The sequence below is a fragment of the Bradyrhizobium sp. genome, assembly GCF_035484855.1.
Classification (GTDB): Bacteria; Pseudomonadota; Alphaproteobacteria; order Rhizobiales; family Xanthobacteraceae; genus Bradyrhizobium.
Genome location: NZ_DATHOP010000205.1, coordinates 1 through 22,371 on the forward strand (window position 1 = coordinate 1; position 22,371 = coordinate 22,371).

The window sequence follows — 22,371 nt, forward strand, 5'->3', positions numbered from 1 at the left end:
GGAAATCGTCGCCGACATTCTTGCCGAGCTTGGCGGAGGAGCCGCCGTAGTCCAGCGCGTCGTCGATCAGCTGGAACGCGACGCCGAGATTGGCGCCATACCCGCGGCACGCCTCGGTCTCGGCTCTGCCGCGCCTGGCCAGGATTGGGCCGACCTCGCAGGCGGCCGAAAACAGCGCCGCCGTCTTGGCGCGGATCACCTCGAGATAGGCGTCCTCGGTCGTGGTCGTGTCCTTGGAGGCGGAGAGCTGCATCACCTCGCCCTCGGCGATGACGGCCGCCGCGGTCGAGAGCACGTCGAGGCACGGCAACGAGCCGACCTCGACCATCATCTTGAACGCCTGGCCGAGCAGGAAGTCGCCGACCAGCACGCTCGCCTCGTTGCCCCACAGCATGCGCGCCGACAGCTTGCCGCGCCGCAGTTCGCTTTCGTCGACGACGTCGTCGTGCAACAGCGTCGCGGTATGCATGAATTCGACTGACGCCGCGAGCTTGATATGGCCGTCGCCGGAATAGCCGGCGAGCTGCGCCATCGCCAGCGTCAGCATCGGGCGCAGCCGTTTTCCCCCTGAGGAGATCAGGTGGTTGGCGACCTCGGGGATCATGGTGACTTCGGAGCCGGTCCGGGACAGGATGGTGGTGTTGACCCGTTCCATGTCGGACGAGACCAGGGCGACCAGCTGATCGATGGAGGCGCCCGCCGGGCTCTCGAAGGGTACAATAACCGCCACGCGCTGGTCTCCACTTTTGCCCAATCGGCACTATCCATATAACAATAGAAAGCGAGGGCCGAAGCGGCAAGGGCGCGATGCGGCGACAGGCTGCCGCGGCGTCGGTTCGGTCCAAAAAGGAGCACGAAATTGCGGGAATTGGTGCGGACCAACGATATTGTGCTGGTTTCGGCGGTAGGCTCACTGCTCGATGGCGCCAATATCCATCATCTGGTGCTGGATCAGAACATGAGCATCATCGAAGGCTCGCTCGGCATCCTGCCGCGCCGGATCCTGGTGCATGAGGACGACAACCGGCAGGCGCGCCAGCTGCTCGCCGACGCCGGTCTCGCCCACGAATTGCGGGCCGATGACTGAGGCGGGCCGGTTTACCGAGGATGCGTTTCTCGGCGGCCGGTTGCGTCTGCGACAACCGAAAACCGGTCACCGCGCCGGCCACGATGCGATGCTGTTGGCAGCAGTGACACGCGCGCAAGCCGGCGACCGCGTGGCCGATCTCGGCGCTGGCGTAGGTGCTGCGGGTCTAGCGCTCGCCAGCCGCGTTCCCGGCATCGGGTTGGTGCTGGTCGAGATTGATTCCGGGCTCGCCGCGCTCGCGCGCGACAATGCGCAGGCCAATGCGATTCCCGCGGAAATCATCGTGCTCGACGTCACCTCCGAAGCCCCGGTCTTTGCCGAGGCGGGTCTGCGAGCCGACAGCGTCGACGTCGTGCTGATGAATCCGCCGTTCAACGATTCGCTGCGGCACCGCGCCTCGCCGAACCCATCCCGCGCGACCGCGCATGTGGCGAGCGAGGCAACGCTCGAACGCTGGATTCACGCCAGCCGGCGAATTCTCAAATCCGGCGGCGTCCTCAGCCTGATCTGGCGCGCCGATGGGCTAAGGGACGTGCTGGCCGCGCTCGATCGCGGCTTTGGCAGTCTCGAAATTCTTCCCGTTCATGCCGACGCGGCGACACCGGCGATTCGTGTACTGGTGTGCGCGGTCAAGGGTGGCAAGGCGCCGCTTCAGATGCACGCCGCGCTGCTGCTCAAGGATGAGTCAGCACTGCCCAATAAACAGCTGCAGGAGATTCTGGCCGGGAAGGGGGTGTTGCCGATGGCGATACGGTGAGGCCGAGGATTTGCGGGGCGTTTATTATCGCGGGAGCGTCTTCGATCCCGGTTTTGGCGCCGAAGTGAAATGAATTGCGGTGAAAATTGCACCGATCAGCATCATCAGCAGGTAAGCTTTCATGTCTTTCTCCGCCGCGCCATTGCAGCTAACAACCACGGCAATGCAAAAGCTGTTCCATCGATTCATGACAGGGGTGCTATAAGAAATGGTTAAGATTGAGGTAACCGCATGAACGAACGAAAAAGTGATCGCGCAGGCTGGTCGGGCCTGGTCGAGCGGCTGATGCAACTGGTTCCGGCGCGGCTGCGGCCTGGAACCGCCGTCGTCCCCGTGGTCCGGCTGTCCGGCGTGATCGGCGCGGTGACGCCGCTGCGGCCCGGCATGTCGCTTTCCGGAGTAGCGCGGATTCTCGAGCGCGCGTTTGCGACCAAGAACGCCAAAGCGGTGGCGCTCGTAATCAATTCGCCCGGCGGCTCGCCGGTGCAATCGCGCCAGATCTACCTTCGCATCCGGCAACTGGCGGCGGAGAAGAAACTGCCGGTATTGGTGTTCGTCGAGGATGTCGCGGCATCCGGCGGCTATATGATCGCGTGCGCGGGTGACGAGATTTTTTGCGATCCGTCCTCGATCCTGGGTTCGATCGGTGTGGTCGGCGGCACCTTCGGCTTCCAGGAATTGATCAAACGGATCGGCGTCGAGCGACGGCTCTATACCGCTGGCGAGCACAAGGCGATGCTGGATCCGTTTCTCCCGGAGAACCCTGACGACGTTGCGCGCGTCAAAGCGCTTCAGCGCGAGATCCACGCCATCTTCATCGCGCTGGTGAAACAAAGCCGCGGTACCAGGCTGAAGGGCGAAGACAGCGTGCTGTTTACCGGCGAATATTGGGCCGGCGAAACCTCGGTGTCGCTCGGGCTGGCGGATGCGATCGGCGACCTGCGTTCGACCTTGCGCGACCGCTATGGCGAGAAGGTCGTGACGCCGGTGATCGCGCCGTCCACTGGGTTGCTCTCCAGCCTGTTCGGCCGCAAGGCGGCGGGCGCCGGCGCGCTTCATCAACAAAGCGTCATCGCGGGTCTGCCGGACGAGGTGATTTCCGCGCTGGAGACCCGCGCAATTTGGGCGAAATTCGGGTTTTGACGTTTTCGTGTCCGCGCCATTTGGTCCCGGAGAAGGCGATTGCAGGCGCGGCCGGCTTGCGCGAGAATATCTGATGGGGCGTGACGAATGAACGACAAGGATCGACCGATGCCGCCGCTGATCGTCTTTGCGGGCGTCCTGGGTGGGCTGGCGGTAGTCCGCTGGGCCTACCGCGCCGCGCTACAGGTCAACCGGGAACTGGAAGAAGCCCGCCTCGCACGGGTCGCCGAACCCGCTCGTTCCGGCGATATCCCGACGCTGCGCCGCGACCCCGCCACCGGCGCCTATCGGCCGGGCTGAAAGCGGCTCCCACCCTCTCGGGGGTTTCGCGGCAACGGCCCTTCGCGGTTGCCTTGATTCCCCGCCCCCCCACCGATACGGTCCCGCGCGCTTCCGCCCCGCTTTCAGCGAAGACCGAATCGACGATGGATTCTCTGCCCCCGCACATGCGCCCGGAACGTTCGTTCCAGGGTTTTATCCTCGCCCTGCAGCGGTTCTGGGCCGATCAGGGCTGCGTGATCCTGCAGCCCTATGACATGGAAATGGGCGCGGGCACCTTTCACCCCGCCACCACGCTGCGCGCGCTTGGCCCAAAACCGTGGAAGGCCGCCTATGTGCAGCCGTCGCGCCGGCCGAAGGACGGCCGTTACGGCGAAAACCCCAACCGGCTGCAGCACTATTATCAGTTCCAGGTGATCATCAAACCATCGCCGCCGGACCTGCAGGAGCTGTACCTGAAATCGCTCGCCGCGATCGGCATCGATTCCAGCCTGCACGACATCCGCTTCGTCGAGGACGACTGGGAGAGCCCGACGCTCGGGGCCTGGGGGCTGGGTTGGGAATGCTGGTGCGACGGCATGGAGGTGTCGCAGTTCACCTACTTCCAGCAGGTCGCCGGCGCCGAATGCGCGCCGGTCGCGGGCGAACTCACTTACGGGCTGGAGCGGCTCGCAATGTATGTGCAGGGCGTCGACCGCGTCTACGACCTCAATTTCAACGGCCGCGACGGCGCCGAGAAGGTCACCTACGGCGAAATATTCCTGCAGGCCGAGCAGGAATATTCGCGGCACAATTTCGAATATGCCGACACCGTCATGCTGTTCGAGCAGTTCAGGATGGCGGAAGAGGCCTGCAGGAAATATCTCGCCGCCGGATGGAAAGAGGGCAACCGCCGCGAGCACCTGATGGCGCTGCCGGCCTACGACCAGTGCATCAAGGCGAGCCACGTCTTCAACCTGCTGGATGCCCGCGGCGTGATCTCGGTGACCGAACGTCAGAGCTACATCATGCGCGTCCGCGAACTGGCAAAAGCCTGCGGCGAAGCCTGGATGCATACCGAAGCGGGCGGGGTGGGGTCTTTACCCTCCCCTTGAGGGGGAGGGTCGCTCGCCCATGCTTGGGCGAGCGGGGTGGGGTGAAAGTGGTAGCGATATGGCAAGGAAGCCAATCAGCGACTTCAAGCGCAAAACTGCGAACCGGCTGCGCGCAAACACTACGGCCGCTGAGCAAATTCTTTGGCGGCATTTGCGAAGATTAGATGTGAAGGGAAGTCACTTCAGGAGGCAGGTGGTTATCGGACCGTATATTGCCGATTTCGCCTGTTTGGCAGAGCGGCTTATCGTCGAGGTCGATGGATCGCAACACGGAGATGATGAGGGGCGTCGCCGCGACGAAGTCCGGACGCGCTGGCTGCAATCGGAAGGTTATAGAGTGATACGATTCTGGAATAACGATGTGATGAGCAGGACCGACGCGGTGCTTGAGACCATCCACGACATCATCACTGTCACCCCACCCCGCCTGCCTGCGGCAGGCGACCCTCCCCATCGAGGGGAGGGTAAGTAAATGCCCGATCTTCTGTTCGAACTTTTCTCGGAAGAGATACCCGCGCGGATGCAGGCAAAGGCGGCCGAGGATCTGCGGCGCATGGTGACCGACAGGCTGGTCGCCGAGGGCCTTGTCTATGAAGGCGCGAAGGCGTTCGCGACGCCGCGGCGGCTGGCGCTGACGGTGCACGGCATTCCCGTCCGGCAATCCGACCTGAAGGAGGAGCGCCGGGGCCCGCGCGTCGGCGGGCCGGAGGCGGCGATCGCGGGTTTTCTCAAGGCCACCGGGCTTGCCTCGATCGAGGAAGCCAAGATCCAGCGCGATCCGAAGAAGGGCGATTTTTACATTGCGCTGATCGAAAAGCCCGGCCGCGCCACGATCGACGTGCTCGCCGACATGCTGCCGGTGATCATCCGCACCTTCCCGTGGCCGAAATCGATGCGCTGGGGCGAGCGTTCGGCAAAGCCCGGCGCGCTGCAATGGGTGCGGCCGCTGCACGCCATCGTCGCGACCTTTGGCCTCGAGACCGAGGAGCCCGATGTCGTCGAGTTCGCCGTCGACGGCATCAAGGCCGGCCAGACGACCCACGGCCACCGTTTTATGGCGCCGGCCGCGATCAATGTGCGCCGCTTCGAGGATTACGAGGCAAAACTGCTGGACGCGAAGGTCGTGCTCGATGCCGAGCGCCGCAAGGACACGATTCTCAGCGACGCCAGAACGTTGGCGCAGGTGCAAAATCTCGAACTGGTCGAGGACCAGGGCCTGCTCGACGAAGTCGCAGGCCTCGTCGAATGGCCCGTCGTGATGATGGGCTCGTTCGAGGAGAGATTCCTGTCGATCCCGGACGAGGTGATCCGCGCCACCATTCGCAACAACATGAAATGCTTTGTGGTCGGCGATCCCAGGACGAAGAAGCTGACCAACAAGTTCGTCCTCACTGCCAATATCGAGGCCTCCGACGGCGGCAAGACCATCGTCGCCGGCAACGAGCGCGTGATCCGCGCACGGCTGAGCGACGCGAAATTCTTCTACGACACCGACCTGAAGACGAAGCTCGAAGACCGCCTACCGAAATTCGACAACATCGTGTTCCACGAAAAGCTCGGCACGCAGGCCGAGCGCATCAAGCGGATCGAGCGGCTCGCCGCCGAGATCGCGCCGCTGGTTGGCGCCGACGTCGAGAAGACAAAACGCGCCGCGCACCTGGCGAAGGCGGATTTGCTGACCGAAGTGGTCGGCGAATTTCCGGAGCTGCAGGGCCTGATGGGAAAATACTACGCGCTGGCGCAGGGCGAGGACGCCTCCGTCGCCGCCGCGAGCGAGGAGCATTACAAGCCGCAGGGACCGAACGACCGCGTGCCCACCGATCCGGTGTCGGTGGCCGTGGCACTCGCGGACAAGATTGATACGCTGGTGGGATTTTGGGCGATCGATGAGAAGCCGACGGGATCAAAGGACCCGTATGCGCTGCGACGTGCGGCGCTGGGGGTGACGAGATTAGTGCTAGACAACCAAGAACGTCTGCATCTTCTAAATGTCCTTAATGAAGCGAGTTATGAGGTTGCTGAGCATATTCGGGACGCCGAGCTTGATAAAGATTTCGAAGCGGCAGCGCGTTTGGAGGGCGTCCTGGGCGGCGATTCTCTGTCGGATAGAGTTATGGAACGTAACTCGATACTCTCAAGAGAGAGATTTGGCCATTCTGATTCGAAAACAGCTGAGGTTTTGAGCAACCTTCTCGGTTTCTTCGCCGACCGCCTGAAAGTCCAACTCCGCGAGCAGGGCGCGCGTCACGATCTCGTGGATGCCGTGTTCGCGCTGGAAGGTCAGGACGATCTGCTGATGGTAGTTCGCCGGGTGGAAGCGCTCGGCAAATTTCTCGATACCGATGACGGCAAGAATCTGCTTGCCGGTACCAAACGCGCGAGCAACATTCTCACCATCGAAGAGAAGAAGGACAAGCGCAGTTTCGACGGCGCGCCCGACTCCGCGCTCTACAGTCTCGCCGAGGAAAAGGCGCTCGCCAACGCCATCGACCAGGTGAAAGTCGAGGCGAGCGCCGCCGTCGCCAGCGAAGATTTCGCCGCCGCCATGAGCGCGATGGCAAAATTGCGTCCGGCGGTGGACGCATTCTTCGACAAGGTCAAGGTCAACGACGACGACCCAAAGGTTCGCGAAAACCGCCTGAAACTGCTGAACGAAATCCGCGCTGCGACGCGAGCGGTGGCCGATTTCTCCAGGATCGAGGGCTGATCCCGTGGATCGCGACACCCTCGCCGCCTATGACACCGATGCGGCCGCCTATGCGAAGGACTGGCACGAGCAGCCGGCGCCGGTCGATCTGCAGGAGATCGTTGCGCGCTTTTTCATCAAGGGCGGTTCGACCGCCGATATCGGCTGCGGCAGCGGACGCGAGGTGGCCTGGCTCAACGCCAACGGCTATCCGGCGACAGGCTATGATGCGTCCGACGGCCTGCTTGCCGAGGCGCGCGCGCGATATCCGCATCTGAAATTTGCGCATGCGGAGTTGCCCGAGTTGAAGGGCATCGAAGGCGGTGCGTTCGACAGCGTGCTGTGCGAAACCGTGATCATGCATCTCGGCCGCGCGCAGATCGCGCCGTCGGTCCGCCGCATGCTCGATATCGTCAAGCCCGGCGGCGTCTTCTATCTGAGCTGGCGCGTCACGGAGGAGGCCGACCAGCGTGACAAGCACGGCCGTCTCTACGCGGCGTTCGATGCCGCGCTGGTGCGGGCGGAATTGTCAGCCGCGGCAACGCTGCTCGACGAAGAAGTCGTGAGCGCTTCGTCGGGCAAGAAGATTCACCGCCTCGTGGTGAGAAAGAGAGTCTGAACAGGCTCGTCATTGCGAGCCGACGGGTCGCGCGAATGCGCGCCCGATGACAGGCTCCGCGAAGCAATCCATTCTTTCTTTGCGCGGCGAGATGGATTGCTTCGCTTCGCTCGCAATGACGGTGGGTGTGGAGCTGTTTGAAACTTGAATCCGAGGCGCGACCGTGCTCCACGTCGTCCCGGCCTCCGAGCCGGGACCCATACTCACAGGCGGCGGCGGTGGCGCGAAAGTCGTCGAACAGCGTGTCTCAACACAACGGCCGCGGCGTATGGGTCCGGCTCGGAGGCCGGGACGACGGTGAAAAATTTCGGCGCGTTGGCTCGCATTGCTGAGCGCCCTGCACTCGCGACCACGTCAAACAAAGCCCCGCCCGGCGGGGGACCGGACGGGGCCTCGATGTCCGAAAGCGCCGCTGCGATTTCCGGACAAATCACTCAGACGCAACTACGCGATCACTCCGACGCTACGCTACTCGACCACCTGAACGATACGGCGCGTGCGCGGTTCGACCAGCACGGTCCGGCCGTTGACCACGGTGTAGCGATAGGGCGTGACGCCGTACTCTTGCGGGACGTCGTAATAGGTGACGCCGGTCTCCGGCAGCACGCCGCCGACGATGACGCGGTCCGGAATGGTGTAGGTCGGCACCCGCTCGCGAATGACATATTCGCGGAACGCCGGCCGCTGGTCGATCGCGATGCCATCGGCCTCGCCGCCGACGACCACCGGCCCGCCGGGAGCAACGCCCGTCGTGATGGTGCCCTGCGCCTGCGCCGCGATCGGCGCGCCGAGGGCGCCGGCGATCGCCGCAATGACAAGTAACTTGTTCCGCATGCTCGACTCCTTGAGGAGATGGTCGCGCGCAGGCCTTGCGGCCGGCGCGCAATCCCCCTCCCAATTCATCGGCCAAGGCATCGTTCCCAAAAAAGTCGCGCCTCAAACGCGGCATTTTTCGGCATTTTTTGTGCGGGAGGGAACCGGTGGAACGGACAGGCGTCTCCTATCGTGGAACTTCGCAGGCAGGTAAAATGCGAAGCCTCGATTCGATTTCCCCCAAAGCCCATCTGGAGAGATTTCAATGGTCATCACGACTGCCCACATTTCACCGATCATTTCCTTGATCGCCGGCGTGCTGATCCTGATCATGCCGCGGCTGCTCAACCTGATCGTCGCGATCTACCTGATCTGCATCGGCCTGATCGGCCTCGGTGCGCTCACTTGGCTGCACCAGTAGCGTTCCAGCCGGGAACTCGCGGCTTGCGCCGAACCGTTCAAAATGGTGTAAGGCGCGCAACTTCCTCCCCTCTCGCGGATTATTGCACGCCATGGCCAAAGCCGCAGCTAAATCCAAGAAAACCGTAGTGAAATCAAGGCCCCCCGCGCCGGCCCGGGCGAAGCCCGTGGTGCCGGCCACGGCTCGCAAGGCGCTCAAGAAGGGCCCCGTGAAAGCCGCGCCGAAGCCGGCCGGCAAGGTTGTCCCGGCCAGGCCCGCAGGCGACGCCGCAAAGGCCGGCAAATGGGTGTTCACCTTCGGCGACGGCCGCGCCGAAGGCAAAGCCGAGATGCGCGATCTCTTGGGCGGCAAGGGCGCCAATCTCGCCGAGATGGCCAATCTCGGCCTGCCGGTGCCTCCCGGCTTCACGATTCCGACCTCGGTCTGCACCTATTTCTACGCGCACGACAAGAGCTATCCGAAGGAGCTGAAAGCGCAGGTCGAAAAGGCGCTCGACCATGTCGGCAAGCTGACCGGCAAGGCGTTCGGCGACTCCAGGAATCCGCTGCTGGTCTCGGTACGCTCCGGCGGCCGCGCCTCGATGCCGGGCATGATGGATACCGTGCTCAACCTCGGCCTCAACGATGCGACGGTCGAAGCGCTCGCGGAAATGTCCGGCGACCGCCGCTTTGCCTATGACAGCTATCGCCGCTTCATCACCATGTATTCCGACGTCGTGCTCGGCTTCGAGCACTCCCATTTTGAGGATATCCTCGATACCTTCAAGGACAGCCAGGGCTACACCCTCGACACCGATCTGACCGGCGAGGACTGGGTCAACCTGGTCGGCCAATACAAGGATGCGGTGGCACGCGAGACCGGCAAGGATTTCCCGCAGGATCCGCACGACCAGTTGTGGGGCGCGATTGGCGCCGTGTTCTCATCCTGGATGAATGCGCGCGCGGTCACCTATCGCCGGCTGCACGACATCCCGGAGGAGTGGGGCACCGCGGTCAACGTGCAGGCGATGGTGTTCGGCAACATGGGCGAGACCTCGGCGACCGGCGTAGCCTTCACGCGCAATCCCTCGACCGGCGAGAGCCGGCTGTACGGCGAATTCCTGATCAACGCCCAGGGCGAGGATGTGGTGGCGGGCATCCGCACGCCGCAGGACATCACCGAAGACGCGCGCAACGAATCCGGTTCAGACAAGGCGTCGATGGAAACCGCGATGCCGGAAGCCTTCAAGGAGCTGACGCGGATTTATACGCTCCTGGAAAAGCACTACCGCGACATGCAGGACATGGAGTTCACGGTCGAGCAGGGCAAATTGTGGATGCTGCAGACCAGGGGCGGCAAGCGCACCGCGAAGGCGGCGCTGCGCATCGCCGTCGAGCTCGCCAATGAAGGCCTGATCGGCAAGAAGGACGCGGTGATGCGGATCGATCCCGCCTCGCTCGACCAGTTGCTGCATCCGACCATCGATCCCGCCGCCAAGCGCGACGTCATCGCCACCGGGCTGCCGGCCTCTCCCGGCGCCGCGTCGGGCGAAATCGTGTTCTCCTCGGATGAGGCCGCGAAACTGCAGGCCGACGGACGCAAGGTAATTCTGGTGCGGATCGAGACCTCACCGGAAGACATTCACGGCATGCACGCCGCCGAAGGCATCCTGACCACGCGCGGCGGCATGACCTCGCACGCCGCGGTGGTTGCGCGCGGCATGGGCAAGCCCTGCGTCTCCGGCTGCGGCTCGATCCGCGTCGATTACGGCCGCGGCACCATGAGCATCGGCTCGCGCACCTTCAAGACCGGCGACGTCATCACCATCGACGGTTCGCTGGGCCAGGTGCTGGCCGGGCGGATGCCGATGATCGAGCCGGCGATGTCGGGCGAGTTCGGCACGCTGATGGGCTGGGCCGATTCCTTCCGCAAGCTCGGCGTCCGCGTCAACGCCGACACCCCGGAGGACGCCCGCACCGCCATCAAGTTCGGCGGCGAGGGCATCGGGCTTTGCCGCACCGAGCACATGTTCTTCGAGGAGACGCGCATCCGCACCGTGCGCGAGATGATCCTCGCCGAGGACGAACAGGCCCGCCGCGCCGCGCTGTCGAAACTGCTGCCGATGCAGCGCGCCGATTTCGTCGAGCTGTTCGAGATCATGAAGGGCCTGCCGGTCACGATCCGGCTATTGGATCCGCCGCTGCACGAATTCCTGCCGCATACCCAAGCCGAGATCGAGGAAGTCGCGCGCGCGATGAACACCGATCCGCGCAGGCTGGCCGATCGCGCCCGCGATCTCGCCGAGTTCAATCCGATGCTCGGCTTCCGCGGCTGCCGGCTGGCGATCGCCTACCCTGAGATCGCCGAAATGCAGTCCCGCGCCATCTTCGAGGCCGCGGTCGAGGCCGAAAAGCGCACCGGCAAGGCGGTCGGGCTCGAGGTGATGGTGCCGCTGATCGCGACCAGAGCCGAGTTCGATCTGGTCAAGGCGCGGATCGACGCCACGGCGCAATCGGTGATGAAGGAGACGGGCAAGAAACTCTCCTATCAGGTCGGCACCATGATCGAACTGCCGCGCGCCTGCCTGATGGCCGGCGATATCGCAAAAACCGCGGAGTTCTTCTCGTTCGGCACCAACGATTTGACGCAGACCACCTACGGCATCAGCCGCGACGATGCCGCCGGCTTCCTCGGCATCTACATCGCCAAGGGGATTCTCGAGATCGACCCGTTCATCTCGGTCGATCGCGACGGCGTCGGCGAACTGGTCAAGATCGGGGTGGCGCGCGGGCGCAAGACGCGGCCGAACATCAAGGTCGGCATCTGCGGCGAGCACGGCGGCGATCCGGCTTCCGTTGCGTTCTGCCACGCGATCGGGCTCGACTACGTCTCCTGCTCGCCCTACCGCGTGCCGATCGCGCGCCTCGCCGCCGCCCAAGCCGCGCTCGGCAAGGCGGTCGCCAGCCAGGCTTGAGAACACAACATTTGTGTTTCGAGACTGGCGTCCGGTTTTGCTGCGGCCTATATCATTGCGACAGAGGAAGACCGTGAATCGGACAGAAGCACTTAGAAAGCTGCGTACTTTCGCCGACGCCCTCAGGGCGCGTGGCGCGACTTCGCTATATTTGTTTGGATCCATGGCCAGTGACAAGTCTGGCGCCAAGAGCGATTTGGACCTTTTTATCGATTATGACCCCCGCGGCAAATTCAACGCATTCGATTTGGTCGCCAGCAAGCGTTTACTCGAAAACGGCTTGGGCGTAGATGTGGACCTGACCACGCGCAAAGGGCTTCACCCTCTCATTCGCAAGCGGGTTGAGGCCGAGGCCACGCGGGTCTTTTGATGGCGACCCGTTCCCCTCTGCTTGGTATCCACGACATGCTTGAGGCGATCCGGGGAATCGAAAAGGCTATTGCCGGGAAAACTCTCCGCGACTACGAGCGGTCCTGGGTTTTGCGGTCGGCGCTGGAGCGCGGTATTGAGGTGATTTCCGAAGCCAGCCGCCACCTTGGCCGTGAGCTCAAGTCACAGCACAAGGATGTCCGCTGGAAGGACATCGCCGGCATCGGCAACATCCTGCGCCATGAGTACCAGCGGGTCGACAGCCAGATTATCTGGAACGCAGTGAAAGACGACCTGCCCGCGCTCAAGAGGGCGTTGCTGGCCATCAAGGCCTCACGGACGGAATAGGTTGGCTTCCGATTCCCGAAGTGGCGAGTGTTCAATCCAACGACTTCGCCCAGACCGTGCAAATACGGGAACCCGTAATTATGCGGGTGCAAATTTCTTCATCATTTTCATTGACGCGATATTTACCACTTTGTTCGGACGGCCGTTTACCAAGCTTTTCGATGTCAACGGCGCAAAGCCAAGCAATACTTGCCTGTGTCGCGCGGGCAACGCCGATTAACTCCCTCGCAACCTAAATTCGATAACACCAAAAAAGATCGAATTGCACGGATGTACTGGATTCGATTTTCGTATGTGTTGCGTTGCGTGAGTTGACGATGTCAGTAATGCGTAACCGGCCGAAGGGCGCGCGGTTCGCGTCCTTCGGAATCGGCCTTTGCGTCTTCGCATTGATGCCGACCGAGATCGGATACCAGGATATCGCCTCGCTGCTGGCCCGGCAGCCCGGGGTCGCCGAACGCTGGCAGACGCGGGTATTCTCCGCAGCCTCCACGATCCAGGTCGCGACTTTCTCGTTCGGCCGTCCGATCGGCACTTCGATCCCGCATCCCGCGACCTACATTCTCGCCAGTCTCGACAACCAGGGCGGCGACGTCACGGGATCGGTGACGCGCAACCCGATCCTGCAGGCGCCGGCGCGCTACCAGGCTTCCGATTTCCCCAAGGTCGATCGCACGCTGAAGGGCGACCGGCTCGTCGCGCCCGCGCCTGCAGCGCCCGCCGATGCCGCGCCCGCGCTCGAGGACCCGTCGACCTCCAACGCCTCGGTAGCCGGCGCCAAGACCGCGGCCGCACCGCCTGTCGAGCGCGCGCCGCTCGATCCGGAGCTTCAGGCCGCGCTGAACGCGCCGCCGCTTCCGCAATACGATGTCGCGATGTCGCTCGAAGCCCAGCCGCTCGACGACCTCAAGACCTCACCCGACGCCTCGCCGATCCCGCTCGAGCCCGCTCCGCCGCGCGACGGCTTCTCGGTGAAGACCGCGAGCCTTTATTTCGGAGGCTCGCTCGGCGGCTTGGCCGGGAACATGGAACGCTGGCAGCCCGGCGAGGAGCCTTCGATCGTCACGCCGGAGGTCGCCGCCCCCGATCCCGACATGAAGGTGTTGGCATCGCTGCCGCGGGCGGCGGATGAAGCCTCGAAGACAAGCGAAAGCGGCGAGAGCATCGCCCCCAAGGGCGAAGTCAACACCGACAACCAGCACGCCAAGACGCCGGCCGAGCGGCTCGGCCTGGCGGACGAGAAGGCGCGCGCCAAATCCGAGAAGTGCCTTGCCGAAGCGGTCTATTTCGAGGCCCGCGGCGAGGCGGTGCGCGGCCAGATCGCGGTCGCCCAAGTGGTGATGAACCGCACCTTCTCCGGCTTCTATCCGAACACGGTGTGCGGCGTGGTCTACCAGAACAAGAATCACCATATGGCGTGCCAGTTCACCTTCGCCTGCGACAACAATCCCGACGTCATTCGCGAGCCCGAGATGTGGGAGCGCGCGAAGAAGATCGCCGCGGCGATGCTCGATGGCCAGATCTGGCTGCCGGAAGTCGGCAAGTCGACGCACTACCATGCCTATTATGTGCGCCCGTCCTGGGTCAGCGAAATGACCAGGATGTACCGTTTCGGCGTCCACACCTTCTACCGGCCGAAGGCGTGGGGCGACGGCAGCGATGCGCCGAGCTGGGGAACGCCGGCGCAAACCGCGGCGCTCTCGGCCGAGCTGACCGAAGAGGCGAAGAGCGAAGCCGAATTGAATCCGAATTCGGTGCGGCGCTAGAGCATGATGGCTTTGAGTTGAATCGGCAACGCGCGAACTCGGTCACCTCGCCCCGCTTGCGGGGATGAGGTCGGATTGCGCCGAGCGATGCGAAGCATCGTCCGAAGCAATCCGGCTGAGGGGGGCTCTCCGCGAGTCCCGATGCCGAGAGAGCCCCTCACCCCAGCCCTCTCCCCGCGAAAGAGCGGGGAGAGGGAGCAGTGATCAATCGCTGCAGGCTCATCACGCTCTAGGACAGCACGTAAAGGAGAAGCGATGTCAGCGGAAATCAACATCTACAACCCGGCAGAACTCGGCCCTCCGATGGGGCAATACACCCATGTGACGCGGGTAAGAGCGAACGAATTCCTGTTCATCGCCGGCATGCTGTCGGGCGACGCCGCGGGCAACGTGATCGGCGAAGGCGACTTCGACGTTCAGACCGCGCAGGTCTTTTCCAATATCGAGGCGGCGCTGCGATCGGCCGGCGCCTCCTGGGCCAACGTCGTTCAGTTCACGACCTACCTGGTCCATTCGCAGGACATCCCGAAATTCATGGCGTTTCGCCTGCGCGAATTCCGAAAAATGTTTCCGGACGGCAAGTACCCGCCGAACACGCTTCTGATGGTCGACCGGCTGGTCAAGGAAGCCTTCCTGGTCGAAGTGCAGACTATCGCCGCCATCTGACCCCGCAGGCTCCGGTCCGTCATCTTGCCGTGGTCGAAGTGAAATAAACACCTGCTCGTGAACACGTTCGTCCGTGTTTTTGCTATCATCATTCACTGGAATGTGGCCGGCGGAACGCCGGTACGCCAACGTATTGATATCGAGCTTGCAAAGTCAGTCAGTCGGAGACCGGATTGCAGGATCTCTTGGCATCCGGCTCCTCCAATCATGGAGGCAATCGTGAGGAATCTGTTCTTTGTCATTGCGTTCGCCGGCAACCTCGCCGTCGTCGGCGCGGCCAGGGCGGGCGGATGCGGACCGGGCTGCCATGACACGTCGCAGGGCGCATGCGTCATCGATGGCTGGACCACTCGCGCCGCCCCCAACGAATGCCCCGCCGGCAACAGGCCACGCCCGCCGTGCCCGCGTGATTATGCGTGGCGATATGGGGCCTGTTTCCAGAGGTGACGGATGGCCGGCGCTGGCTGATCGCGAGCGGCGGCGTCCGGAAATAACCGGCAACAAACCTGTTTCCAGCGGGGCTACCTTTCAATGTCGGAAATTGTTAAATTCCGGCCGGTCCCCGATACGGTGAGGCTGGATCGAAATCGAAGTAACGCCCCAGGGAACGTAAGGCTGCCTTAGCGCTGTTCGCAATTTCAATTGTGTGCAGGGAAGTGGGAGCAATCCGATGGCACGGCAAGAGCCGATCAGGATCAGATATCATCGCTCCAGATCCCTCCCAAGGGGATTCCTTGTCGATGACAATCTCGACGACCATGATCTCGATGAATTGCGCGAATGGGCCGCTCGAAAGGTCGATTTCGTCGTGATCGATTCCGACACTGGCGAAGATATCACCCGGATCATGCTGGCCTGAGAGCCGCCTTGGCTGGCGCCGTTCCTTGGCGCCAACGCCGGCCTGATCACCGTTGATGTCGGCTTGGAATTCACAACGCAGGAGCTATCCATTTAACAACGCAGGAGTGAGCCGTGATTAGAAAACCGTCCTCGATGGTTACGATAATTCTGGGAGTGCTTGCTACCTTGGGCAGTATAGCCGTGGCCCTTGCGGCGCAGGACAGGTACACGCTGAAATTGGGCGAGCTCTCGTTTGGTGACTTCAAAGGATACGAGAACTGGAAGGTTGTCGCCGTCAGTCAGACCCAAACTTTGTTGAAGGTCATCGTTGCCAATGAGGTGATGATGGACGCGTACAGGCAAGGCCTGCCAGCGGACGGCAAGCTTTTTCCCGAGGGGTCCAAGATTGTGAAAATCGAGTGGACCTTCAAAAAGAACACCGTGGCCCCGTATTTCGTGATGGTGCCCGATACCCTCAAGGCGGTTGCGACAATTGAAAAAGATTCCAAGAGATTCCCGGACACCCACGGATGGGCCTACGGCAATTTCAACTATGATGCCGCCTCCGACACGTTTACGCCGGAAGGCAACGACGCAAAATGCGGGTATGCGTGCCATACGACGGTAGCGGCACAGGATTACATTTACACGCACTATCCCAAGAGGTGAGTGCGGGACGATCCGCTTCGTCAAAAAAGAGACTGAAGGCGCCACCGCCGTCTGACCGTCCGTGTCGACGGTTGCGCCTGTTTCCAGAAATGACGGACGGCTCACCGTAGCATGGTGTTCAGCCCACCCGCTTCTTGGCCACACGACCGCAGGCATGCAGGCCCAAGGCGATTGCGACCAGGGCTGCCCCGAAAGCGCAGACAGCGGGCCAGCCGGCGAATTCCCAAGCCAGGCTCGCGCCCGCTGAGCCGACCGCGCCGCCCACAAACATTCCGCCCATGAAGATCGTGTTCAGGCGGTTACGCGCTTCCGGGCGAAGCGCATAGATGACGTGCTGGTTCGAGATCAGCGCACCTTGCTCGCCGAAGTCCAGCAAGATGACGCCGACGATCAGGCCGGCGACCATGCCCCACACCTCAAAAACCAGCCAGGACGCAAGCATGATGACGCTGCCAAGTCCGATGACGGCATGAGGGCCTCTTCGGTCTGCGATCTTCCCGGCGATAGGGGCAAAGAGCACGCCGACCGCACCGACGATGCCGAACAGGCCGGCGATTTCGGCGCTAAGGTGGTATCGGGCGTCGAGTTGCAGCGCCAGGATAGTCCAGAGGACGCTGAACGAGCCGAACAGACAGCCCTGGATGATGGTCGCCCGTCGCAATTCCGGCTCTTCCCGCCAGAGGATGACCAGAGATTTGAGAAGGGCGCCGTAGCCTTCCCGCGTCCTGGGCCGACTTCTGGGTAAGACCCCCGCCAACAACAAGCCGACCGCAACCGCCAGGAGCAAGCCGAGCCAGAACATGGCGCGCCAGCCATGGTGGTCGCCAACGGCGCCGGCAAGGGCGCGGCCAAACAGGATGCCGCAGAGCAGGCCGCTCATCACGGTTCCGATGGTCGCGCCGCGGCGGCTCGGTTCGGCCAACTCGGCCGCGAAAGGCACGATCTGCTGGGCCACGCTTGACGTCACTCCGACGAGTGCGGAAGCAACCACGAGTGACCAGGCGTTGGGAGCGAGAGCAGCGGCGGCCAGCGACAGCGCGAGCGCCGCGAACTGAATCAGGATAAGACGCCGCCGTTCGAAGCGGTCGCCCAACGGCACCAGCAACAAAAGGCCGGCGGCGAAACCGAGTTGCGTCGCCGTTGGCACGAGCCCGATCACCGTGACCTGGCCCGGGAAGGCGGCTTCCATGATGCCGAGCATGGGTTGGTTATAGTAAATGTTGGCAGCCGCCACGCCGCACGCAATCGCCATCACCAGCGTCATGCCAAAGCTGATCGACGAGGACGGTTGAGGGCTGCGTGCCACCGGCCATGAGCGGTCGTAAGATGCATTGTCTATGGTCACTGTCTTCTCCTCTTTTTCCAGTGCGCGGGCGATTGCTGCGGCGCGAGGCCTGCCCTGTTTGGTGCTCAATCGAGCCTGTAATCTGAGCATTCGTCGCTCCCATCAATTGGGCTGACGTCGTTACTGTAGAGTCCAGCTTGCCGGCCGCGCTCCTGCACCAAGGCAAGCACCGCGTCGATCGTTGGCGTTGGGACCTTGACGAGGCGGCCCATTTCCTGAACGGCGGTGACGAGTGCATCGATCTCGAGGGATCGGCCCCGTTCGAGATCCTGCAGCATCGAAATCTTGTGACCGACGACGGAACCGGCTGCGTTCAGCCGCCGCTCCATCATATGTTTGGGAATGGTGAGACCGAGCGATGCCGTTATCGCCTGCGCTTCAGCCATCATGGACTTGCACAGGGCGCGCAGCCCGGGCTCGGAGGTGACGCGATCCAGGGTCGCGAGGGTAAGGGCGCTGATCGGGTTGAAGCAGACGTTGCCCCAGAGCTTGAGCCAGATGCTCCAGCGGATGGTGTCGCGGATCGGTGCATCGAAGCCGGCCGAAACCAGGGCAGCGCGCAGGGCCACGATGCGGTCCGAGGTGGAGCCGTCGGGTTCGCCGATAGTGAAGCGCTTGAAGAGGCGATGTTCGATCACCCCGGGCGCCACGACCTCGCAGGCGGGATCGACGACGCAGCCGATGGCGCGCTCTGGTCCAATCGCGTTCCATTGCGCCGCACCGGGATCGACGCTTTCCAAATGATGGCCGTCCAGCGCGCCGCGCTCCTTGTAGAAATACCACCAGGGAATTCCGTTCATCGCTGTCAGAACGGCGGTGCGCGGACCGAGCAGCGGAGCGAACGCGCCCGCGCTGGCGTGGGCCTGCTGCGCCTTCAGCGCGCAAATCACGACGTCCTGCGGACCAAACGCGGCGGGGTCCTCGCTTGCCGGTAAATCCACAGTGCGTGTCTGTCCATCCACGATCAACTTGAGCCCGTGGCTCTGAATGGCCGCCAGGTGCGCGCCGCGGGCAATGGCAGACACTTCATGGCCCGCCAATGCGAGTTCCCCGGCCATGTAACCGCCGATCGCCCCGGCGCCGAAAACGCAGATCTTCATGGCTCGCTCCTCTGTTCTGTCTTCCAACGACAGACACATAGAGCCTCGTGGTTTTGGTCAGTATCCGGAGATTTGGCGAAACATCTTCCCGTCTTTCGCGATAATGCGCTCATGGACAAGTTCGCGGCGATGCGGGTGTTCGTCGGGATTGCGGATGCCGGAAACCTGTCGGCGGCAGGCCGTCAGCTGGGTTTTTCCCTGACCTCCGTGAGCCGCCAGCTCATCGCGCTCGAAGAAGTCCTCGGCACCACGCTTGTCGAGAGGACGACGCGCCATCTGTCGCTGACGGAGGCTGATCTTCTCTACTACGAACGGGCGAAGCAGATTTTGGAGGAGGTCGCTGAGGCCGAACGCGGCCTGACGGCGCAGAGGGGAGTAGCGTCCGGCCGGTTGCGGATTACGGTTGCCGCTTCTGACGGCGGCGCTGACACCCGCGTCGGCGATTGGAGCAAGTGTCCGGCATAGATCGGACGCGGCGTGCCACCGTCGCAATTGCGACCAGGCGGCGCGCCGCATCACGGGGATGCTCAGGCCGGCACGATCGGATACTTCTTTTTGTGCAAATTCTCCATCACGGTCCGGCCGAGGGGGAAATGCGCCTGCAGTAGCTGCGGCGGCGTCAGCGCCATCCACTGGTCGAGCGAGAGGTCTGCGTAGTAGCTGCTTCTGAACATCTCCAGGAAGCGCAACGGCGTGTTACCGGTGTTCTCGATGTAATGGCCCATCGCGAACGGTACATAGCCGACATCACCGGCCCGATAGTCGAATGTGCGAGCCGTTCCCTGAGCCCCGAACACACCCATGCGTCCTTGCCCTTCGATGTAATATTGCCATTCATCCACGTTGGGATGCCAATGCAGTTCGCGCATCCCGCCCGGCTCGACTTCGACCAGAGCGACGGCGACCGTTTTCGATGCTTTGAATACACTCGAATCGGCGATGCGCACGGTTCCACTTTTGAGGCGGATCGGGTCTTGCGCCATGAGCCCATGCTTAAAGGTTTGCGGCACGGGCTTGGCCCCCATCAGCCTGTCAGGACCGAGCGGTCCGGGCACTTCGGATTTGAAGATGTAGCGCTGGCTCGGATCGGGCAGATGCGCAAAGTTATCGCCGGAGACGCCGAAGTTCTTGCCCAAAACCTCCTGGGGGATGTGTTTGAACCAATCGGTGATGAGGAACGTGTCATCTTCGTCGAAGGATCCATCGTCGAAGACCAGCAGAAATTCGCAGCCGTCGGGACCTAATCCCTGGATCGAATGCGGCATGCCGCCGGGGAAATACCAGAGGTCGCCAACGCCCACGTCGTCGACGAAATTATTGCCATCCGGGTCAATCGCGGTGATGCGGGCGGTGCCGTAAAGCATGTAGGCCCATTCGGCCTGCTTGTGCCAATGCAGTTCGCGGATACTGCCGGCGTTCAGCCGCATCTCGACGCCCGCCAGAGTCGTGGCGATGCCGAGCTCGCGCTGAGTGACTTGCCGCGTCCAGCCGCCGTCGGTCTGTTTTGTATGCGCATCCGCAAAAGAAAAACGCAAATTCGGCAGCGTGCCCTGATCCGTCGAGGGTGGATCGAGCATGTCGGGATTTTCCCGATCGCGCGTGATATCGCGTGGGCCCGGGACGTTTCCGCCAAAACCTGCAGCGCGACTGGGTTGCGGGAGCTGCGGGCTCGTCTGCCCCATGGCCGCGGAGCTTGCGGCCAGAAGCCCGCCGGCGGCACCGACGGCAAGAATGTTGCGACGTGAAATTGGGTTCATAATGTTACCTCGTCGTTAGGGCATTCCTCATTTCATGTAATCGAAGGGGAAGGCCGGGTTGTTGGCAGGCTGGTTGCGCACAGGACGCCGAGCCCGCGTTGTCCGAGATGTGGAGTCTCCCGGTTTCGATGAGTACCTAGAGATTTGGCGAGACATCTTTCCGTTTTTCGCGATAATCCGCTTATGGATAAGTTTGCCGCGATGCGGGTGTTCGTCAGGATTGCGGATGCGGGGAATCTGTCGGCCGCAGGCCGTCAGTTGGGTCTTTCCCTGACCTCCGTCAGCCGCCAGCTCATCGCGCTCGAAGAGGCCCTCGGCACCACGCTTGTCGAGAGGACGACGCGCCATCTCTCGCTGACAGAGTCCGGTCTACTCTACTACGAACGGGCGAAGCAGATTTTGGAGGAGGTCGCCGAGGCGGAACGCGGCCTGACGACGCAGATGGGAGTAGCCTCCGGCCGGTTGCATGTGAGCGCTCCATCGCTGCTCGGTCGGTTGCGGTTGGCGCCGATGCTGCCCGGTTTTCTGGCCGAGCAGACCCGGGTCTCGATCGATCTGACGCTGGTGGATCGGCCGGTACATCTCGCCGAGGAGGGTATCGACGTTGCCCTTCGCATTGGACCGCTGGAAGACTCAGGCCTGATTGTCCGCAAGCTCGACGACATCCAGCTTGTTGTCTGCGCTACGCCGGATTATCTGCGCCGGCGCGGCGAGCCGGCGACGCCGGACGACCTGGTCGAGCAGGACTGCCTGACCTTCGGCGATGTACCAGGCGTGGCGGAATGGAGCTTCCAGGACGGCGCAGTGCGAAAATCTCTGCGCATTCCAACCCGGCTTTGCGCCAATGACTTCGATGCGTTGGTCAGTGCTGCCTTGGCAGGGGCCGGGCTCGTCCAAGTACCATCCTGGCAGGTCGCGCATTGTCTCGCTGACGGACGACTCAGGATTGTGCTCAAGGCCTATCAGCGGCCGCCCACGCCATTGAGCATCCTGACCCTGCGCAACCGCCTGCTTCTGCCGAAAGTGCGCGCCTTCGTAGACTTTTTGCAGCAACACTGGATGCATCCGCGACCGCCTCTCTGATCTTGTCAGACGGCCCTAACCACGCGCCGGTGTTCGCTCCTGGAACATTTCCGACATCGCATGCGTATCCGAAGATGTCGGTTCATCACGGTAGCGCGGACATCTCGGTTGCGCGCTTTGGTCAAGGTTGCGCTCTTTTGCCGAACATCCTGTCCACCCAGCGGCTGATCGAAGTCGCGGTCAGGTGGAGGCGAGATCGTGGCCCGACGGGCAAATCACCCACATTCCAACGCCCTTGTCGATCCGCTTGTCAAGTCCTTATCGAAAAAATATTCTTCTTTGCCGAATATTCGGATTATCCTATATTGCCGCCATCCCGTCCCATCAAAGGGGCGTTGCGCACGTCACGAAACGCGGGGCGGGATGCGGTGGACGCGAATGGCGCCTCTGACGGGGGCACCTGAGGCGGACGGCAAAGACGTGTGGGCCTGGCATCTCGACGCTGGTGTCAAGTTCGCGTTAAGGCACGCGGGCGACGGTGGCCAACAAGCCCGAAGCACCGGGGCGAGCACGTAGCAGCCGTTAAAACCATTGCGTGGGGAATGCCGGGTGATACCGGTGTGACCTGTGGTGACT

General features: G+C 62.7%; 23 protein-coding genes. 18 read left to right on the forward strand and 5 right to left on the reverse strand.

The genetic code is table 11. The features are described from left to right. The coding region (locus tag VK804_RS23455; RefSeq protein WP_325374666.1) for a polyprenyl synthetase family protein at nt 1–730 on the reverse strand (730 nt) is incomplete at its 3' end. 129 nt (nt 731–859) lie between these two features. Between VK804_RS23455 and VK804_RS23460 the strand changes: the two genes are divergently transcribed. The 8 genes from VK804_RS23460 to VK804_RS23495 all read left to right on the forward strand — a co-directional run bounded on the left by VK804_RS23460 (nt 860) and on the right by VK804_RS23495 (nt 7,665). After that, on the forward strand, nt 860–1,087 hold the full coding sequence (locus VK804_RS23460) for a DUF2007 domain-containing protein (protein WP_325374668.1): 228 nt from the start codon (nt 860–862) through the stop codon (nt 1,085–1,087). Continuing rightward, a complete protein-coding gene (locus VK804_RS23465) occupies nt 1,080–1,844 on the forward strand; it encodes a tRNA1(Val) (adenine(37)-N6)-methyltransferase (protein WP_325374670.1) in 765 nt (254 codons plus the stop codon). Before VK804_RS23460 ends, VK804_RS23465 begins: the two co-directional genes overlap by 8 nt. Before the next feature lie 231 nt (nt 1,845–2,075). Continuing rightward, nucleotides 2,076–2,987 carry a S49 family peptidase gene (locus VK804_RS23470; protein ID WP_325374672.1) on the forward strand — a complete coding sequence of 304 codons (912 nt, stop codon included), beginning with the start codon at nt 2,076–2,078 and terminating at the stop codon, nt 2,985–2,987. A gap of 108 nt (nt 2,988–3,095) precedes the next feature. Beyond that, the gene (locus VK804_RS23475; protein ID WP_325374704.1) at nt 3,096–3,287 is read left to right on the forward strand and encodes a hypothetical protein; all 192 of its coding nucleotides are present in this window, start codon (nt 3,096–3,098) and stop codon (nt 3,285–3,287) included. Between the two features lie 125 nt (nt 3,288–3,412). After that, the gene (locus VK804_RS23480) at nt 3,413–4,360 is read left to right on the forward strand and encodes a glycine--tRNA ligase subunit alpha (protein WP_325374673.1); all 948 of its coding nucleotides are present in this window, start codon (nt 3,413–3,415) and stop codon (nt 4,358–4,360) included. A 58-nt stretch (nt 4,361–4,418) separates the two neighbouring features. Beyond that, on the forward strand, nt 4,419–4,832 hold the full coding sequence (locus tag VK804_RS23485) for an endonuclease domain-containing protein (RefSeq protein WP_325374674.1): 414 nt from the start codon (nt 4,419–4,421) through the stop codon (nt 4,830–4,832). Then, the gene (gene glyS / locus VK804_RS23490; RefSeq protein WP_325374675.1) at nt 4,833–7,067 is read left to right on the forward strand and encodes a glycine--tRNA ligase subunit beta; all 2,235 of its coding nucleotides are present in this window, start codon (nt 4,833–4,835) and stop codon (nt 7,065–7,067) included. A gap of 4 nt (nt 7,068–7,071) precedes the next feature. Beyond that, a complete protein-coding gene (locus VK804_RS23495; protein WP_325374677.1) occupies nt 7,072–7,665 on the forward strand; it encodes a class I SAM-dependent methyltransferase in 594 nt (197 codons plus the stop codon). Between the two features lie 468 nt (nt 7,666–8,133). On the opposite strand, the gene VK804_RS23500 is transcribed toward VK804_RS23495, so the two are convergent. Continuing rightward, a complete protein-coding gene (locus VK804_RS23500; RefSeq protein WP_325374679.1) occupies nt 8,134–8,499 on the reverse strand; it encodes a DUF1236 domain-containing protein in 366 nt (121 codons plus the stop codon). A gap of 244 nt (nt 8,500–8,743) precedes the next feature. Here VK804_RS23500 and VK804_RS23505 point away from each other — a divergent pair, with 244 nt between their 5' ends. The 8 genes from VK804_RS23505 to VK804_RS23540 all read left to right on the forward strand — a co-directional run bounded on the left by VK804_RS23505 (nt 8,744) and on the right by VK804_RS23540 (nt 16,510). Beyond that, entirely contained in the window at nt 8,744–8,899 is a 156-nt protein-coding gene (locus VK804_RS23505; protein WP_325374681.1) for a DUF3096 domain-containing protein, read from the forward strand. A 91-nt stretch (nt 8,900–8,990) separates the two neighbouring features. Further along, nucleotides 8,991–11,852, forward strand: a complete 2,862-nt coding sequence (gene ppdK / locus VK804_RS23510; protein WP_325374683.1) for a pyruvate, phosphate dikinase — start codon at nt 8,991–8,993, stop codon at nt 11,850–11,852. Between the two features lie 73 nt (nt 11,853–11,925). Further along, nucleotides 11,926–12,222 (forward strand): nucleotidyltransferase family protein, encoded by a 297-nt coding sequence (locus VK804_RS23515; RefSeq protein ID WP_325374685.1) that lies wholly within the window; start codon nt 11,926–11,928, stop codon nt 12,220–12,222. After that, a complete protein-coding gene (locus VK804_RS23520; RefSeq protein ID WP_325374687.1) occupies nt 12,222–12,569 on the forward strand; it encodes a DUF86 domain-containing protein in 348 nt (115 codons plus the stop codon). The genes VK804_RS23515 and VK804_RS23520 overlap by 1 nt, the downstream gene beginning before the upstream one ends. 317 nt (nt 12,570–12,886) lie before the next feature. Further along, nucleotides 12,887–14,335: a cell wall hydrolase gene (locus VK804_RS23525; RefSeq protein WP_325374689.1), complete on the forward strand. Its 1,449-nt coding sequence runs from the start codon at nt 12,887–12,889 to the stop codon at nt 14,333–14,335. A gap of 255 nt (nt 14,336–14,590) precedes the next feature. Further along, nucleotides 14,591–15,001 carry a RidA family protein gene (locus VK804_RS23530; RefSeq protein WP_325374691.1) on the forward strand — a complete coding sequence of 137 codons (411 nt, stop codon included), beginning with the start codon at nt 14,591–14,593 and terminating at the stop codon, nt 14,999–15,001. Nucleotides 15,002–15,671: 670 nt separating this feature from the next. Continuing rightward, nucleotides 15,672–15,860, forward strand: a complete 189-nt coding sequence (locus tag VK804_RS23535) for a hypothetical protein (protein ID WP_325374693.1) — start codon at nt 15,672–15,674, stop codon at nt 15,858–15,860. A 167-nt stretch (nt 15,861–16,027) separates the two neighbouring features. Further along, entirely contained in the window at nt 16,028–16,510 is a 483-nt protein-coding gene (locus VK804_RS23540) for a cytochrome P460 family protein (protein ID WP_325374694.1), read from the forward strand. Nucleotides 16,511–16,628: 118 nt separating this feature from the next. Here the strand turns inward: VK804_RS23540 and VK804_RS23545 are convergent, their stop codons facing one another. Both VK804_RS23545 and VK804_RS23550 read right to left on the reverse strand, forming a co-directional pair. Continuing rightward, nucleotides 16,629–17,945, reverse strand: coding sequence for an MFS transporter (locus VK804_RS23545; RefSeq protein WP_325374696.1), 1,317 nt, complete (start codon nt 17,943–17,945; stop codon nt 16,629–16,631). Beyond that, nucleotides 17,921–18,955 carry a 2-dehydropantoate 2-reductase gene (locus VK804_RS23550; RefSeq protein ID WP_325374698.1) on the reverse strand — a complete coding sequence of 345 codons (1,035 nt, stop codon included), beginning with the start codon at nt 18,953–18,955 and terminating at the stop codon, nt 17,921–17,923. The genes VK804_RS23545 and VK804_RS23550 overlap by 25 nt, the downstream gene beginning before the upstream one ends. 111 nt (nt 18,956–19,066) lie before the next feature. On the opposite strand from VK804_RS23550, the gene VK804_RS23555 reads away from it, so the two are divergent. Beyond that, the gene (locus tag VK804_RS23555; RefSeq protein ID WP_325374700.1) at nt 19,067–19,420 is read left to right on the forward strand and encodes a LysR family transcriptional regulator; all 354 of its coding nucleotides are present in this window, start codon (nt 19,067–19,069) and stop codon (nt 19,418–19,420) included. A gap of 62 nt (nt 19,421–19,482) precedes the next feature. On the opposite strand, the gene VK804_RS23560 is transcribed toward VK804_RS23555, so the two are convergent. Next, nucleotides 19,483–20,712, reverse strand: a complete 1,230-nt coding sequence (locus VK804_RS23560; protein WP_325374701.1) for a cupin domain-containing protein — start codon at nt 20,710–20,712, stop codon at nt 19,483–19,485. Nucleotides 20,713–20,895: 183 nt separating this feature from the next. Between VK804_RS23560 and VK804_RS23565 the strand changes: the two genes are divergently transcribed. Beyond that, nucleotides 20,896–21,795 (forward strand): LysR family transcriptional regulator, encoded by a 900-nt coding sequence (locus VK804_RS23565; RefSeq protein WP_325374703.1) that lies wholly within the window; start codon nt 20,896–20,898, stop codon nt 21,793–21,795. Nucleotides 21,796–22,371: the final 576 nt, after the last annotated feature.

Excerpts from the sequence above, each read along its gene's own strand:
- VK804_RS23465 (WP_325374670.1), top strand. The coding sequence starts at position 1,080 with ATGACTGAGGCGGGCCGGTTTACCGAGGATGCGTTTCTCGGCGGCCGG.
- VK804_RS23470 (WP_325374672.1), top strand. The coding sequence starts at position 2,076 with ATGAACGAACGAAAAAGTGATCGCGCAGGCTGGTCGGGCCTGGTCGAG.
- VK804_RS23475 (WP_325374704.1), top strand. The coding sequence starts at position 3,096 with ATGCCGCCGCTGATCGTCTTTGCGGGCGTCCTGGGTGGGCTGGCGGTA.
- VK804_RS23480 (WP_325374673.1), top strand. The coding sequence starts at position 3,413 with ATGGATTCTCTGCCCCCGCACATGCGCCCGGAACGTTCGTTCCAGGGT.
- VK804_RS23485 (WP_325374674.1), top strand. The coding sequence starts at position 4,419 with ATGGCAAGGAAGCCAATCAGCGACTTCAAGCGCAAAACTGCGAACCGG.
- glyS (WP_325374675.1), top strand. The coding sequence starts at position 4,833 with ATGCCCGATCTTCTGTTCGAACTTTTCTCGGAAGAGATACCCGCGCGG.
- VK804_RS23500 (WP_325374679.1), bottom strand. The coding sequence starts at position 8,499 with ATGCGGAACAAGTTACTTGTCATTGCGGCGATCGCCGGCGCCCTCGGC.
- VK804_RS23505 (WP_325374681.1), top strand. The coding sequence starts at position 8,744 with ATGGTCATCACGACTGCCCACATTTCACCGATCATTTCCTTGATCGCC.
- ppdK (WP_325374683.1), top strand. The coding sequence starts at position 8,991 with ATGGCCAAAGCCGCAGCTAAATCCAAGAAAACCGTAGTGAAATCAAGG.
- VK804_RS23520 (WP_325374687.1), top strand. The coding sequence starts at position 12,222 with ATGGCGACCCGTTCCCCTCTGCTTGGTATCCACGACATGCTTGAGGCG.
- VK804_RS23525 (WP_325374689.1), top strand. The coding sequence starts at position 12,887 with ATGTCAGTAATGCGTAACCGGCCGAAGGGCGCGCGGTTCGCGTCCTTC.
- VK804_RS23530 (WP_325374691.1), top strand. The coding sequence starts at position 14,591 with ATGTCAGCGGAAATCAACATCTACAACCCGGCAGAACTCGGCCCTCCG.
- VK804_RS23535 (WP_325374693.1), top strand. The coding sequence starts at position 15,672 with ATGGCACGGCAAGAGCCGATCAGGATCAGATATCATCGCTCCAGATCC.
- VK804_RS23545 (WP_325374696.1), bottom strand. The coding sequence starts at position 17,945 with ATGCTCAGATTACAGGCTCGATTGAGCACCAAACAGGGCAGGCCTCGC.
- VK804_RS23550 (WP_325374698.1), bottom strand. The coding sequence starts at position 18,955 with ATGAAGATCTGCGTTTTCGGCGCCGGGGCGATCGGCGGTTACATGGCC.
- VK804_RS23555 (WP_325374700.1), top strand. The coding sequence starts at position 19,067 with ATGGACAAGTTCGCGGCGATGCGGGTGTTCGTCGGGATTGCGGATGCC.
- VK804_RS23560 (WP_325374701.1), bottom strand. The coding sequence starts at position 20,712 with ATGAACCCAATTTCACGTCGCAACATTCTTGCCGTCGGTGCCGCCGGC.
- VK804_RS23565 (WP_325374703.1), top strand. The coding sequence starts at position 20,896 with ATGGATAAGTTTGCCGCGATGCGGGTGTTCGTCAGGATTGCGGATGCG.